This window comes from Pseudomonas sp. SF2 (assembly GCF_036858055.1).
In the GTDB taxonomy this organism is placed as follows: Bacteria; Pseudomonadota; Gammaproteobacteria; order Pseudomonadales; family Pseudomonadaceae; genus Aquipseudomonas.
This window is the reverse complement of record NZ_JAMBDI010000070.1, coordinates 1-14580: the sequence shown is the minus strand read 5'-3', so window position 1 is coordinate 14580 and position 14580 is coordinate 1. Positions and strand designations below refer to the sequence as shown.

General features: G+C 64.1%; 12 protein-coding genes and 1 pseudogene. 6 read left to right on the top strand and 7 right to left on the bottom strand.

Features of this window, described 5'->3' with window-relative positions:
• Nucleotides 1-113: 113 nt before the first annotated feature.
• Nucleotides 114-542: a PACE efflux transporter gene (locus M2S36_RS24485; RefSeq protein ID WP_063913990.1), complete on the bottom strand. Its 429-nt coding sequence runs from the start codon at nucleotides 540-542 to the stop codon at nucleotides 114-116.
• Nucleotides 543-644: 102 nt separating this feature from the next.
• Here M2S36_RS24485 and M2S36_RS24480 point away from each other — a divergent pair, with 102 nt between their 5' ends.
• From M2S36_RS24480 to M2S36_RS25220, 3 genes and pseudogenes are all read left to right on the top strand, one after another.
• Entirely contained in the window at nucleotides 645-1523 is an 879-nt protein-coding gene (locus M2S36_RS24480; RefSeq protein WP_233694879.1) for a LysR family transcriptional regulator, read from the top strand.
• A gap of 97 nt (nucleotides 1524-1620) precedes the next feature.
• A pseudogene (mcpA, locus tag M2S36_RS25225) lies at nucleotides 1621-2697 on the top strand (methyl-accepting chemotaxis protein McpA); the annotation flags it as partial.
• A gap of 114 nt (nucleotides 2698-2811) precedes the next feature.
• Nucleotides 2812-3552: a methyl-accepting chemotaxis protein gene (locus M2S36_RS25220; protein ID WP_370290711.1), complete on the top strand. Its 741-nt coding sequence runs from the start codon at nucleotides 2812-2814 to the stop codon at nucleotides 3550-3552.
• A 112-nt stretch (nucleotides 3553-3664) separates the two neighbouring features.
• Here M2S36_RS25220 and M2S36_RS24470 read toward each other — a convergent pair whose 3' ends face one another.
• The 3 genes from M2S36_RS24470 to M2S36_RS24460 all read right to left on the bottom strand — a co-directional run bounded on the left by M2S36_RS24470 (nucleotide 3665) and on the right by M2S36_RS24460 (nucleotide 6323).
• Complete coding sequence (locus M2S36_RS24470; protein ID WP_207835162.1) at nucleotides 3665-4729, bottom strand: YkvI family membrane protein; 1065 nt, start codon at nucleotides 4727-4729, stop codon at nucleotides 3665-3667.
• A gap of 67 nt (nucleotides 4730-4796) precedes the next feature.
• Nucleotides 4797-5174 carry a RidA family protein gene (locus M2S36_RS24465; RefSeq protein ID WP_333958003.1) on the bottom strand — a complete coding sequence of 126 codons (378 nt, stop codon included), beginning with the start codon at nucleotides 5172-5174 and terminating at the stop codon, nucleotides 4797-4799.
• Between the two features lie 12 nt (nucleotides 5175-5186).
• Nucleotides 5187-6323 carry an NAD(P)/FAD-dependent oxidoreductase gene (locus M2S36_RS24460; protein ID WP_233694880.1) on the bottom strand — a complete coding sequence of 379 codons (1137 nt, stop codon included), beginning with the start codon at nucleotides 6321-6323 and terminating at the stop codon, nucleotides 5187-5189.
• A 115-nt stretch (nucleotides 6324-6438) separates the two neighbouring features.
• Here M2S36_RS24460 and M2S36_RS24455 point away from each other — a divergent pair, with 115 nt between their 5' ends.
• Together M2S36_RS24455 and M2S36_RS24450 are read left to right on the top strand one after the other, a co-directional pair.
• Nucleotides 6439-7032: a helix-turn-helix domain-containing protein gene (locus tag M2S36_RS24455; protein ID WP_233688351.1), complete on the top strand. Its 594-nt coding sequence runs from the start codon at nucleotides 6439-6441 to the stop codon at nucleotides 7030-7032.
• Between the two features lie 261 nt (nucleotides 7033-7293).
• On the top strand, nucleotides 7294-8079 hold the full coding sequence (locus tag M2S36_RS24450; protein WP_063913983.1) for a sulfite exporter TauE/SafE family protein: 786 nt from the start codon (nucleotides 7294-7296) through the stop codon (nucleotides 8077-8079).
• A 3-nt stretch (nucleotides 8080-8082) separates the two neighbouring features.
• Here the strand turns inward: M2S36_RS24450 and M2S36_RS24445 are convergent, their stop codons facing one another.
• Together M2S36_RS24445 and M2S36_RS24440 are read right to left on the bottom strand one after the other, a co-directional pair.
• Nucleotides 8083-8622, bottom strand: coding sequence for a histidine phosphatase family protein (locus M2S36_RS24445; protein ID WP_207835151.1), 540 nt, complete (start codon nucleotides 8620-8622; stop codon nucleotides 8083-8085).
• Nucleotides 8623-8811: 189 nt separating this feature from the next.
• Nucleotides 8812-11046, bottom strand: a complete 2235-nt coding sequence (locus tag M2S36_RS24440; RefSeq protein ID WP_241106464.1) for a TonB-dependent siderophore receptor — start codon at nucleotides 11044-11046, stop codon at nucleotides 8812-8814.
• A 333-nt stretch (nucleotides 11047-11379) separates the two neighbouring features.
• Between M2S36_RS24440 and M2S36_RS24435 the strand changes: the two genes are divergently transcribed.
• The gene (locus tag M2S36_RS24435) at nucleotides 11380-12609 is read left to right on the top strand and encodes an MFS transporter (protein WP_333958002.1); all 1230 of its coding nucleotides are present in this window, start codon (nucleotides 11380-11382) and stop codon (nucleotides 12607-12609) included.
• On the opposite strand, the gene M2S36_RS24430 is transcribed toward M2S36_RS24435, so the two are convergent.
• Nucleotides 12606-14414, bottom strand: a complete 1809-nt coding sequence (locus M2S36_RS24430; RefSeq protein WP_233688354.1) for an ABC transporter ATP-binding protein/permease — start codon at nucleotides 14412-14414, stop codon at nucleotides 12606-12608. The two genes, M2S36_RS24435 and M2S36_RS24430, sit on opposite strands and share 4 nt — an antisense overlap.
• Nucleotides 14415-14580 lie beyond the last annotated feature (166 nt).

Here is a 14580-nt window from a genome sequence, read left to right as displayed (position 1 = left end):
TCTCCGGTTTGTACCGCGGGCTCGCCCGCTCCCACAGGGGTATCACAGGTCTTGAGAATTGTGGAAATCCTGTGGGAGCGGGCGTGCCCGCGAACAGGGCGGCACAGGCTGAATCAGGCTGTCGCCATTGCCGAACTGGGCAACCCGAACACCCGGTCGAACGCCCAGTTGTAGGCAAAGGTGTAGCACGGCACCAGCACGATGAACGCCATGTCCACCAGCAACGCCTCCAGCAAAGTCATGTCCAGCCACCAGGCAATCAGCGGAATCAGGTACACCACCAGGGTCAGCTGGAAGCCGATGGCATGCGCCACCCGCCGCGCCACGCTGCGCCCGCGCTTTGCCTGACGGCTCTCCCACCACTCGAACAGGGTGTTGTAGATCAGGTTCCAGAGCATGGCGATGGTGGTGATCATCACCGCCAAAGGCCCGGTATGGGACGCTTGGCTGTCCGAGAGGTAGGCCAGTCCGAGGGTCGACATGCACAACCCGATCAGTTCATAAAAAGTCACGTAGACCAGTTTGCGTTTGAGTCCCTGCACCCGGGAGTACCTCCAATGACAAAAGCGATGGGGCGCGATCATGCTTCATCATGCTTGACAGCAAAAGTCAGCAACTGTCAGATTTTCTGACAGGAGGCTGCCATGAACTTTTCCAGCGACAACATCCAGCTGTTTCTCGCCGTGCTCGACCGCGGATCGTTTTCCGCCGCCGCGCGCGCCCTGCAGCGGGTACCTTCGGCCGTGAGCATGGCCATCGGCAACCTTGAGGCCGAACTGGGCTACACCTTGTTCGAACGCGGCCCGCGCGAAGTCCGCCCTACCGCACAGGCCATTGCGCTGGAACCCCATGCCCGGCTGATCGCCGAGCAACTGGGGCTGCTGCAGGTGCATGCCCTGGAGCTGTCCCAGGGGCTGGAAAGCAGCCTGACCCTGGCCGTGGTGCCGGACATCGACCACCACCCGCTGCTGGCGGCCATCGCTCGCCTGGGTGAGCGCCACCCGCTACTGGACATCGCCCTGCTCAGTGCCCCGCAGGAAGAAGCCCTGCACCTGCTGGACAGCGGCCGCGCCGACCTCTGCATCGCCTTTGCCGGGCTGCAGGTCGATGCCCGTCGTGGCTTCCAGCACATCGGCATGGAGTCGCTGATAGCCACCCTGTCCCCCGCCCACCCGGCCTTGCGCGAAGGGCGTATCCACTACCTCGAGGACCTGACCCGGGTGCGCCAGATACTGGTACGCAGCCGGGACTTGCCGCTGGCCGATCCACGCCCGCTGATAGGCGCCACGCACTGGTCCACCGACAGCTTCGACCTCGCCCTGCAGATGGTGGAAGCCGGCCTGGGCTGGGGTGACTTGCCGCTGTCGCGGGTCGCGCCACTGCTGGCCAGCGGGCGCCTGGTGCGCCTGGATTTTCGCAACACCCGCAACGAACTGCAGTTGCCGGTACACATCTTGTGGCGCAAGCAACAACCGTTGCAGCAGGCTGCACGTCTGTTGATAGAGCAGTTGTGTAGCCCGTGAATACCGTCTGTCGAAACGACCGTAAGAATTTTCTGTAGGAGCATCAATCTTTTACCCCTTGAGCCGATATCCCGGTCGATAGGTTCCGCAATGCGTCATGAGCGCGCTGCGCCCTCCCCTCACTGGCCCAAGGTCTCGAAACATGAACCTGAAATTTCGCCACAAGATCCTGCTCAGCGCCTGCGGCGTCGTGGTCCTGGCATTTGCCCTGTTCACGCTCTACAACGACTACCTGCAACGCAATACCATCCGCCAGAACATCGAAGCTTCGGTGCAGCAGTCGGGCGCACTGACCGCCAGCAGTGTGCAGAACTGGATGAGCGGGCGCATCCTGGTCCTGGAAAACCTGGCCCAGGACATCGCCCAGCAAGGCGCTGGCGACACCCTGGACGGGCTGATCGAGCAGCCGTCCTATACGCGCAATTTCCTGTTCACCTACCTGGGCCAGGCCAACGGTGCGTTCACTCAGCGCCCCAATGCGCAGATGCCCGCCGGTTACGACCCACGTCAGCGCCCGTGGTACGGCGCCGCTGCCAGCGCCGGGCAGTCCGTGCTGACTGCCCCGTACCAAGGCGCTGTCGGCGGCCTGATGGTAACCATCGCCACGCCTGTGAAAAGCAAGGGCAATGGCGAACTGATGGGTGTGGTCGGCGGTGACGTCACCCTCGACACCCTGGTCGAGATCATCAACTCGGTCGATTTCGGCGGCATCGGCCACGCCTTCCTGGCCGACAGCAATGGCCAGGTAATCGTCAGCCCCGACAAAGACCAGGTGATGAAGAACCTCAAGGACATCTACCCCGGCAGCAACCTGCGGGTCGCCGCCGGCATGCAGGATGTCACCCTCAATGGCCAGGACCGCATCATCTCCTTCGCCCCGGTGGCCGGCCTGCCTTCGGCACAGTGGTACATCGGCCTGTCGATCGACAAGGACAAGGCCTACGCCGCGCTCAGCCAGTTCCGCACCTCGGCGATCATCGCCATGCTGATTGCCGTGGCCGCCATCGCCGGCCTGCTTGGCCTGCTGATCCCGGTGCTGATGAACCCGCTGACCACCATGGGCCGCGCCATGCGCGACATCGCCGAGGGCGAAGGTGACCTTACCCGCCGCCTGACCGTACAGAACAAGGACGAATTCGGCGAACTGGCCACATCGTTCAACCGCTTTGTCGAGCGCATTCATGCCTCGATCAGCGAAGTGTCCTCGGCCACCCGCCTGGTGCACGACCTGTCGGAGAAGGTGGTCAATGCCTCCAATGCATCGATCATCGGTTCCGAAGAACAAAGCATGCGCACCAACAGCGTGGCCGCAGCGATCAACGAGCTGGGTGCCGCCACCCAGGAAATCGCCCGCAACGCCGCCGATGCCTCGCAGCATGCCAGCGGTGCCAGCGAACAGGCCCACGGTGGCCGTGAAGTGGTCGAAGAAGCGATCAGCGCCATGACCGCCCTGTCGCAGCGCATCAGCGAGTCCTGCGCACAAATCGAAACGCTCAACGCCAGCACGGACGAAATCGGCAAGATCCTCGACGTGATCAAGGGCATCTCGCAGCAGACCAACCTGCTGGCGCTGAACGCCGCCATTGAAGCGGCCCGTGCCGGTGAAGCCGGCCGCGGCTTTGCCGTGGTGGCCGACGAGGTCCGCAACCTGGCGCACCGCACCCAGGAATCGGCGGAAGAAATCCACCGCATGATCACCAGCCTGCAGGTAGGCTCGCGCGAAGCGGTGCACACCATGAACACCAGCCAGGTTTCCAGCGAGCAGACCGTGCAGGTAGCCAACCAGGCTGGCGAACGCCTGGCCAGCGTGACCCAGCGCATTGGCGAGATCGATGGCATGAACCAGTCGGTGGCTACGGCTACCGAAGAGCAGACCGCCGTGGTCGAGAGCCTCAACCTGGACATCACCCAGATCAACGCCCTGAACCAGCAAGGGGTGGAGAACCTCAACGAGACCCTGCGCCATTGCGACCAACTGGCCCAGCAGGCCGGGCGCCTGAAGCAATTGGTAGGCAGTTTCAGGATCTGATGGACCAAGGGGGCGCTCTGCGCCCCAATCGCGACGCAAGGCCGCCCCCACAGGTGCCATGCGGTCCTTGTGGGAGCGGCCTTGTGTCGCGATTGGGCTGCGCAGCAGCCCCCTACGCCACCGCCGCTTTGACCACTTTGCTCCGCCGCACCCAGGCCAGCAGCACCGCAGCCATCAGCACAAAGCCCAGGTAGCCGAACAACGGGTACACCTCGCCCACCAGGCTGATGAACCCCACCAGGCTGCAGCCCAACGCCACCACCCCAGTCACCACCGACCCCCAGCGGAACGTCGCCGTGCCCACCGGCAACAGCCGCGAAAGGAACGAAAACAACGTACCCACCGCGGTGTTGACGATCATGCCGAAGATGATCAGGCACATCACCAGCCCCAGCAGCGGTGACACTTCGTTGGCAATCGACAGCATTGGCATCGGCAGGTCAGCCACGCTGTCCAGGCGCGACAACAGCCCGGCACTCATCACCAGCATCAGGCCGCCCAGTGCTGCACCACCGAGCAGTCCACCCCAAACCGCGGTTTTCTCGCCCTTGGCCGAGCCGCCCAGAATGGCCAGGATCGGCGCGCCGGCAACGATGTTGTAGGACACGTACAAGAACGCCCCCAGCAGCCAGTGACGGGTGCCGGCCTGTTGCTGGCTGGCCAGCAGGTCAAGCTGGGCGAAACTCTGCTCACGGGTGAATACTGCGTACAGCGCAATCGCCGACGCCACCAGGATCAGCAACGGCGTGATGGCGCCAATGGCGAGGATCACCTTGCGCACGTCCAGGCACACGATGCCCACCACCACAAGCGTCACCAGCACGCTGCCGGTCAGTGCCGGGATGCCGAACTGCTGCTCCAGCAAGGCGCCACCGCCGGCCAGCATGACCACGGTGACGGCGAACATGAAAAAGGTGATCAGCCAGTCGACGAACAGGCCCAGGTGACGGCCGCAGATGGCCTGGATCACATCCTTGTGCGAGGTGGCCTGCTGGCGATTGCCCAGTCCCGCCAGGGCCATGCCGAGGAAGGTGAACAAGGCCGCGCTGACCAGCGTACCGGCCAGCCCCCACACACCGAAATCGACAAAGAACAACAACAGTTCCCGCCCCGAAGCGAACCCTGCCCCCACGATCACGCCGACAAATGCGCCGGCGATCTTCAGCTGCTCTTGCATGTGCACCTCTGGATTTATTGTTGTTGTCTTACTGCCATCGCATCGCTTTTTGGGGCTATTTGTTCGGTCACGAATCGCCGACAAACGCCTGCACTTCGATCTCCACATCCACCCCCAGCGCCAATGCCGAGGCTACGGTCGAGCGCACCGGCAGCGCTGCGCCGAAGAATTCCTTGTACACCTCGTTGAAGCCGGCGAAGTGGCTCATGTCCGACAGCCATACCGTGGCCTTGACCACCTGGTCGAAACGCGCGCCACAGGCCGCCAGGCTTTCGGCGATGCGCTCGCAGGCGGCGCGGGTCTGGGTCTGGATGTCCCCGCGCACCACTTCGCCGCCGGCACTCATCGGCACCTGGCCGGAGAGGAACAGGAAACCGCTGGCTTTCACCGCACGGGAAAACGGGAACGGAAGGCTGCTGGGGAAACGCTGGATATCATTGCTCATGGAATGCTCCTTTCAGGGTTGTTGGAAACGGGCCGGGGACAGGCGCTCGGGCACCACCCCCTGGCTGACAAGACCGGGACACAGGGGTTGCCGCAGCAGCAGGTCGGCGGCCAGGCGCGAGGCGCCCGCAGCCGACTGGATGCCATAGCCACCTTGTGCCGCTAGCCAGAAGAATGCGGGTGCATGCGCATCGAAACCGATCACCAGGTCGCCGTCGGCGACGAACGAGCGCAGCCCGGCCCAGGTGTGGCTCGGCCGGCGGATCGCCAGGGTGGTCATGGTTTCGATGTTGTAGATGCCCAATGCCACGTCGAACTCCTCGGGCGCGGCGTCCTGGGGTTCGACCGGGTCGGCATTGGCCGGCGAACCCAGCAACTGGCCGGCGTCTGGCTTGAAGTAGAAGCTTTCGTCAACGCCGATCACCGCCGGCCAGCGGGCGAAGTCCTGATCTGCCGGGCCGGGGAAGGTAAAGGCACTGCGTCGGCAGGGTTGCAGGCCGATACGCGCCACACCGCACTGCTCGGCCACGCGGTCGGCCCAGGCGCCTGCGGCATTGACCAGCTGGCGCGCCTGCACGCGACTGCCATCGCCCAGCTCCACCTGCCACAGGTTATCCAGGTACCAGGCCTGGATCAGCTCGGCGTTGCAGCGCAGTTCACCGCCAGCGGCGCGATAGCCGCGCAGGAAGCCCTGGTGCAGGGCATGTACGTCCAGGTCCATGGCGCCCGCTTCGAGCACCGCGCCGGCCAGGGTCTCGCCACGCAGGCTCGGCACCAGGGCCAGGGCGGCGTCGCGGTCAAGCAGGCTGACCTCGGTGCCATTGGCCAGGTTCTGCGCATAGGTCTGCTCAAGCAGCGCGCGCTGTTCCAGGCTGGCGACGTACAGGCAGCCGCGCGGTTCCAGCAGCGGGTGCTCGCAGAAGCCCTGCGGTGGAGCTTCGTAGAAGGCCCGGCTGGCGCGGGTCAGCGCCTGGATCTGCGGGGTGCCGTAGGCCTCCATGAACATGGCTGCCGAACGCCCGGTGGAATGGTAGCCAGGCTGTGCCTCGCGCTCGAGCAGCAGCACCTTCTGCTGGCCGGCCAGGCGATAGCCCAGCGATGCACCGGCAATGCCGGCGCCGATGATCAGGGTGTCGTAGATCGGGGTCATGCTCATTCCTGCCCGGCAAATTATCATTTGTGAGAATTCTAATATATGAGAATTTACGAATACGCAAGGGTCCAAGGTAAGATGCCCGACCAACGCTGCATGCCGAGATCCCCGAATGCCCGCTGCCCTACCCCTGCTGGACCGTGCCGTAGTCGGCCAGCGCCTGCGCCAGGTGCGCAAGGCGCGCCAGATGACCCTCAAGCAATTGTCCGAAGCCAGTGGCGTCCCGCTGTCTACCTTGTCGAAAATGGAGCTGGCGCAGGTCTCGGTCAGCTACGAAAAACTCGCCGCCGCCGCCCGGGCGCTGAATGTCGACATTACCCAGCTGTTGCGCGCCAGCGGCACGGTCACGGCGCCGGTACCGGTGACCGTGGTGGTCGAGTCGCTGCCGGGCGCGGCGGGCTACTCGACCGGCACCTATGAATATCACCCGATCGCCGGCGACTTCCCCGAACGGCGCATGACACCCGCCTATGCCCGCATCATTGCCCGTGAACGCGGCCAGTTCGACGATTTTATCCGCCACCCTGGGCAAGAGTTCGCGTTGGTGCTGAGCGGGCGCGTTCGTATCGAGTTCGAAACCGGCGAAGCGGTGAGCATCGGGCCGCAGGAGACGGCATATTTCGACAGCCAGGTGGGGCATATCTACCTGTCGGAAAGTGACGATGGCGCAGATGCACATGTGATGGTGGTGATGACTGATCGCTGACAGGCCCTCATGAAGCAACTGCCTTGCTAAAAATCCGAAAACTGGCGCGATCCCCTGCGGGAGCGGGTTTACCCGCGAACACGGGCGAAGCCCGTGCCATCCACCGCGGCGCCTGCTTCGCGGGTAAACCCGCTCCCACAGGGAACCTATTCAGCCCCTGACTCGGTTATAACCTAATAACGAACAAGTCTATTTGGCTATAAAAAAATCTATATGCTGGCTGCATCCGATAACGGGCAAAGTTGGGCAGTCGAGTAGCGTATGGATGTAGGTTCTTTCGGTTTCACCATTGCAGGCCTGATCGTAGGTTTCATCGTCGGCATGACCGGCGTCGGTGGCGGCTCGTTGATGACCCCGATCCTGTTGTGGTTCGGCATCAGCCCGGCAACGGCCGTCGGCACCGACCTGCTCTATGCCGCCATCACCAAGGCCAGTGGCGTCTGGGTGCATGCGCGCAACAAGAACGTCGACTGGAAGATCACCGGCCTGCTCAGCCTGGGCAGCGTGCCCGCGGCGGCACTGACCCTGTGGTTCCTCAGCACCCTGCACACCGACACCTCGGCACTCAACGCCGTCATCAAGCAAGGCCTGGCGGTGGTGCTTATCCTGACCGCGCTGGCCATCCTGTTCAAATCGCGTCTTCAGGCCTTCGCCAGCCGCCACGCCGGTGACCACTACCACCTCAGCGACCGCAGCCTGAACACCCTCACCGTGCTCACCGGCGTGGTGCTGGGGGTGATGGTCACCCTCACCTCGATTGGCGCTGGCGCACTGGGTACCGTGGCGTTGTTCCTGCTGTACCCCTTCCTGGTCACCCGCCGCCTGGTCGGTACCGAAATCGCCCATGCCGTGCCACTGACCCTGGTAGCGGGCCTGGGCCATGCGGGCATGGGCAACATGGACTGGTCGCTGCTGGGCTACCTGCTGCTGGGCTCACTGCCAGGCATCTACCTGGGCAGCCACCTTACCGGGCGGATTTCCGACCGCGTACTGCGCCCGTGCCTGGCGGCGATGCTGCTGCTGATCGGCTACAAGCTGGCGTTCTGACCTTCAGCCCAGGCGCAGGCGCCACTGCCCGGTCAGGCTCAGCTGCAGACGCGACAGCGGCAACACGTCGATCCGCTGGCTGGCACTCATCGGGCAGCCAAGCACCTGCACCAGCACGGCGCGCATGACCATCGGGTGGGTAACCGCCAGCCATTCACCCGGCCTGTCGAAGGCCGCCAACCAGGCGGCCATGCGCTGGCAAAGCACGGCGAACGACTCGCCGCCGTGCACCTCACTGGCCGGGTCCTGCAGCCATTCGGTCAATGCCTGCGGTTGCTCGGCCTGCAATTGCTTGAGCGTCAGCCCTTGCCAACGCCCCAGGTCGCAATCGGCCAGGGCCGGCTCGACCTGAGCCTGCCCCGAAAACCACGCCGCCGTCTCACAGGCTCGTCGCTCTGGCGCAGTCAGCACCTGCACACCGGAAAGGTCGGCGAAAGGCTGTTGGAGCAACGGCAGGATGCCGTCGTCCGCACGGTGCAGGCGCCCGGTCTTCTGGGCCTGGGTCAGGGCGTGGCAGATCAGGGTCAGGCGGGCGGCTTTCACCGGGTTTATCTCGCAGCGGGCTGGGGCGCATGGTTTAGCATGCCGTGGCAATTTTTGCCGCAACATTATGGCACCGGCTGCGCCGCTGTTCGCAGGCAAGCCCGCTCCCACAGGGATAGCGCATGGCTTGAGGCCGATGCGCTCGAGGTGGAGCTTGCCGGCGAATGGGCCGCACAGCGGCCCGTGGTGTCAGAAGTTGATGTTCAGCGCAGCGAACACCGCCCGGCCCGGCTGGTTATAGGTATTTGCGCCCGAAGTACTGGCGTTGCCGCCACGCAAGATCTGCTTGTCGAACACGTTGTTCACCCCCACCCGCACGTCGTAGTTGGCGTTGAACTTGTACCCGGCGCTCACATCCACCAGCCCGTAGGCTTCCACATCCTGTTGCGCCGCCTTGTCGTAGGCTTGCTGGGTACGGTCGTTGTAGGTCGGCGACTTCTGCTTGCCGAAGTAAGTACCCGCCACCTGGAACGACAGCTTGTCGGTAGCGCGCCAGTCGAGGGTGGTGTTGACAGTGTATTCCGGGATCACCGACAGCGGCTCGCCGGTCTCGCGGTTGTCGTTGTCGAGCATCCAGGTCAGGTTGGTGTTCCAGTCCAGGGCCGGTGTCAGCTCGATGAACAGGTTGCCTTCGATGCCTTCCACCCGCGCCTTGCCGGCGTTGTCCCACTGGGTCACGCGGCTGCCAGTGCCGATGGTGTACAGCACATCGGTATCACCGATGATCTTGTTCTTGTAGTCGTTGCGAAAGTACGTGGCACTGGTGCGCCAGGTACCACGGTCGTAGAGCAGGCCGATTTCCTTGTTGACGCTGATCTCGGGCTTGAGGTCGGCGTTGCCCTGCAGGTAGCAGCCACCGTTGTTGGCCTGCTGCACACTGCAACCGTTGCCACGGCTGTACAGCAAGTAGTTGGGGTTGGACTGGTACAGGTTCGGGGTTTTGTAGGCGCGCGCGATGCCGCCTTTGACCGACAGCGCTTCGGTCAGCTTGTGCGACAGGTTAAGGCTGGGGCTGAAGTTGTCGCCGAAGGTTTCGTGGTGATCAAAGCGCAGGCCCGGGGTAATGGTGGTGTCACCGACTATGATGTTGTCCTCGACGAACAGCGCATAGCTGCGGGCGGTCGTCTTCGAGCTGCTGCGGTCGAAACCGACCAGCCCGTCATTACCCGTGGGGTCCGAGCTTTGCGGGCGCAGCGAGCCCTGGTCATTGAGCGCCTCGTACAGGTATTCGCCACCCAGGGTCAGCACATGCTCGGTGCTGCCCATGGCGAATGGCAGGTTCACCTCACTGCTCAGGCGTGTGTTGCGCAAGCGCGACATCGCGGCGCCTTCGGCGTTGGGGGCACCTTCGGTGCGGCCTGCCAGGCCCTCGTTGAGGCGCCAGTTACGCACGTACTCGTAGGCCAGCACGGTCTTGCTGGTACCCCAGGTGAAATCGCCCAGATGGGTCAGGTCGTAGGTACTGCGCTGCATCACATTGGTTTCATGGCCATACAGGCTGGACACGAACTCGACGTCGCCACCGCCGTTACTGTTCATGGTGTCGCCAGCAAAGATATTGCCCTGGCGGCTGTAGCCGACGCTGGCCTCGAGGCGGTGCTCGTCGTTCAGCTTCCAGCTCAGCAGGCCATTGATGTCCTTGTTGCGCACCCCTTCGCGGCCCGCCACCAGCGCGCTGGTGGCATGCCCGGCGTTGATGTCCAGGTCGTCGGCATCGGTCTTGGCCAGGCCGCCGTACAGGCGGAAACCGAGGTTATCGGTCAGGCCGCCACCCAGGTTGAAGTTGGCCCGGCGGCTGGCGCCCTCGGCGCTGTCTTCCGGCAACTGGGTGTACAGGCTGACGCTACCCTTGAGTGCGTCGGTGGGGCGCTTGGTGATGATGTTGACCACCCCGCCCATGGCGCCGGAGCCGTAGCGTGCGGCCGCCGGGCCACGCAGGATCTCGATGCGCTCGACCGCTTCGGCCGGTACCCAGTTGGTTTCACCGCGGGTATCGCGGTCGCCGTTCCAGCCATAGCGCACGGCATTGCGTGCGCTGGATGGCTTGCCGTCGATGAGGATCAGGGTGTTTTCCGGACCCATGCCGCGCAGGTCGATCTGCCGGTTGTTGCCCCGCGCGCCGCTGGCGCTGTTGCCGGTCAGGTTGACCCCGGGTTCGCGGCGAATGATGTCGGACAGGTCATTGGCCGGCGGGTGGCGCTTGATGTCTTCGGCGGTGATGATCGACGTGCCCAGGGCCTGGCGTGCCTCGCGCTCGGCGGTGACCAGGGTGTCCTCGATCACCAGCGCGTTGTCGGCAACCGGCATCTCCAGCACCTCACCCGTGCGCTTTTCTTCTGCCTGAGCCGCGCTGGCCACCAAGACCGGTGACGCCAGCGCAACGAACGCCAGGGCCAGGCTGTTGGGTGAAGTCTTGCACTGCATGGGTACATCTCCTGCGATTCATGAGCGAAACGGCACATCCCTGTCGGAAACCGGGGGCCCTCGCCCACCGGCCTCGCAAACACAGTTTGATGGCCAACAGGGATGGTAAATATAGAGATTCACAAATGAGTTTGAATCTTATTTACGAAGTTTACATGTTTGTCGTGGAACTTTGCCGACAAGATTGCGTTGCTGGCACATAGCCCCTTGAATCAGCGGGGCCCCTGTGGGAGCGGGCCGCTTGCGAATTCAGTTCTCTACGCGACAGCGCAGCCCAAAGGGCTGGGCAATCTCCTACAGTTTCGAAGGTAGCCCTCTGCCGAGTCCCCCCTGATGCGCAGCCACGAAGAATGCCGCCCCACGAACACCACCAGGCCCGTGGTGAAGATCCCTCGCAGCGTCTGGGCGTTGGGCTTCGTGTCGATGTTCATGGACATTTCCTCGGAAATGATTCACGCCCTGCTACCGCTGTACATGGTCACCGTGCTCGGCACCTCGGTAGTGGCGGTGGGCTTTATCGAAGGCATCGCCGAGGCGACTGCCTCGATCACCAAGGTTTTCTCCGGCGCCCTCAGCGACCGTCTGGGCAAGCGCAAGCTGCTTACGGTTCTGGGCTATGGCCTGGGGGCGCTGAGCAAACCCGTGTTCCCCATGGCCTCCGGGCTGGAGTGGCTGACCGCGGCACGCTTCGTCGACCGGGTCGGCAAGGGTATTCGTGGGGCGCCGCGCGACGCACTGGTGGCGGATGTCACGCCCGCTGAACTGCGTGGTGCAGCCTTCGGCCTGCGCCAGGCGCTGGACACCGTGGGCGCCTTCCTTGGGCCGTTGCTGGCGATCCTGTTGATGTGGCTGACCGCAAGCCATTTCCAGACGGTGTTCTGGGTGGCGGTGATCCCGGCGTTCGTGGCGGTGTACATCCTCATCGCCTTCGTGCGCGAACCTGAAACGCCAGCCACCGCCCGGCCGGTACGCTCACCGTTGGCAGTACACGAACTGGCTCGCCTGGGCCCGGCCTACTGGCGGTTGATCGGCCTGGCCACGCTGTTCACCCTCGCCCGCTTCAGCGAGGCGTTTCTGCTGTTACGCGCCCAGGACATGGGCCTGGCGCCGCTGTGGGCGCCGGCAGTGCTGGTGCTCATGGCCTTGGCCTACTCGCTGTCAGCCTACCCCGCCGGGGCGCTGTCGGACCGCGTAGGCCGCCGTGGCGTGCTGATGACCGGGCTGGGGTTGCTGGTCACCGCCGACCTGCTGCTGGCCCTGCTGCCGGGCTGGGCCGGGCTGGCCATGGGGGTGGCCGCCTGGGGCCTGCACCTGGGCTTCAGCCAAGGCATCTTTGCCGCCATGATCGCCGACAGCGCCCCCGTCGACCTGCGCGGTACGGCCTTCGGCCTGTTCAACCTGCTGACCGGGGTGGCGCTGCTGGTGGCCAGCGTGGTGGCCGGGCTGCTGTGGGACGGGGCCGGTTTTCAGGCGACATTCCTGCTTGGCGCAGCGTGTGCCGGCGGCACCTTGGTCGGGGTCGCATTGCTCAGATCAGGCCCGACCACCGGCAAGCCGAACTAGACCAGCGCTGGCTGCTGTTCCAGTAACGACCAGCCGCCATGCCCATCCACCTCCAGCCGGTGGGTATGGAACCCTGCCAGCGTGCTGCGGTGCCCGACACTGACCAGCAGCGCACCCGGCATTTCCGTGCGCAACAGCGAATACAGAGCATGCTCCAGCCCTTCGTCCATGGCCGAGGTGGACTCGTCAAGAAACACCACCTGAGGCCGGTTGAACAGCACCCGGGCAAACGCCAGGCGCTGCTGTTCACCGACCGAGAGAATGTGTGACCAGTCACAACTGACGTCCAGCCGCTCGGCCAGGTGGGCCAGGTTGACCTGGCGCAAGGCCTGCTGCATCCGCGTTTCGTCCTCAGGCTTGCTCGCCGCCGGGTAGGCGATGACGGTGCGCAGATCGCCCAGCGGCAGGTACGGCCGCTGCGACAGGAACAGCGCCTGGTGGCCCAGCGGCCGCCTGACCTCACCCTCGGCATACGGCCAGAGGCCCGCCAGCGCGCGCAGCAGCGTGGTTTTGCCGCTGCCCGACGGGCCCTTGATCAACAGCGCCTGGCCGGCGTGCAGGTCAAGGTCCAGGTCGGCGATAAGCGCATGCCCGTCCGGGCGCAGCACCTGCAGGCGGCTGATCGCCAAGGCATGCGCCTGGTCCTCGGTGATGACACGCGGCAAAGCGCTCGCCTGCTCGTTGGCATCGAGGAACCCGGTCAGACGGTCGAGGGTGGCCCGGTACTGGGCAAACGCATCATACGACTCGCGGAAGAACGACAACGAATCCTGCACCTGGCCAAAGGCCTGGGAAGTCTGCATGACATCGCCCAGCTTGATCGCCCCACTGAAGAAGCGCGGCGCCTGGAGAATGAACGGGAACACCACCGCAACCTGGCTCACGCCCAGGTTGAAACCACTGAATTTCAGGTTTCGGTACACCAGCGCCCAGGCATTCACGATCAAGGCACCAAAGCGACCCAGCAAGGTGCTCCGCTCGACCTGCGTGCCTTGGTAGAAGGCAATGTTCTCGGCGTTCTCGCGCAGGCGCATCAGCGCGTAACGGAAGTTGGCGGTGAGCTTTTCGTTGAGGAAGTTCAGGCGGATCAGCGGTCGCCCGAGGCGGAAGGCGATCCAGGTGGCGACGATGACATACAGGTACACGGCAAACACCATCGCCCGGGGTATCTCCACACCGGCGACAGCCAGCGGTGCCGACAGCCCCCAGAGGATCCCGGTGAACGCCACCAGCGACACCAGCGCGCTGACTGCACCCAGGGCGAGGGTCACCGAGTTGCTGACAAAGGCGTTGACGTCCAGTTCGATACGTTGGTCGGGGTTGTCCACCGGCTCGGCGAGGAACTGGCCACGGTAGTAGGCATCGCCGTGCATCCAGTCGTGGGTCAGGCGCTCGGTCAGCCAGACCCGCCACTGGATGCTGAAGGCCTGGCTTACATAGAAGGTGAACAGCGAACGCAACACGTGGATGGTGGCCAATACCGCAAAGACGCCGAGCAGGTACCAGAATGCGGCTTGATCAAGGCCCTGCAAGGCGCTGTAGAAGCCGTTGTACCAGAACGAGAACAGCACGTTCAGGCGCACCGAGAATAGCGTCAGTACCAGCAGCAGGGCGAACACCAGTAACGGCCGCCAACTACGCCTGAAACTGAAATAGGGCCCGGCAAGCTGCCAGAACTGGCTACCCCAGCGCGTACAACGTACGGCCAGTGTGGCGGCTGCAGTGAAGCAGACAAGGGTGATGAACGAGGCGATTGCCAGCCAGCTCAGGCTCTCTTGCAGGGCCTGGTGCCAGTTCATTTCCATGATGAGTATCCGTGCTGAGTATTTCCGCGAGCGTAGCATTGACCTGTGATTCGTCAGGCATAAATGACGCACATTTCATGAATGCCTCCGGGAGCTACGCGGGCCCTGTGGGAGCGGCTTTAGCCGCAAAGCAGGCGACGCGGTCGATGGCACCGGCTTTGCCGGT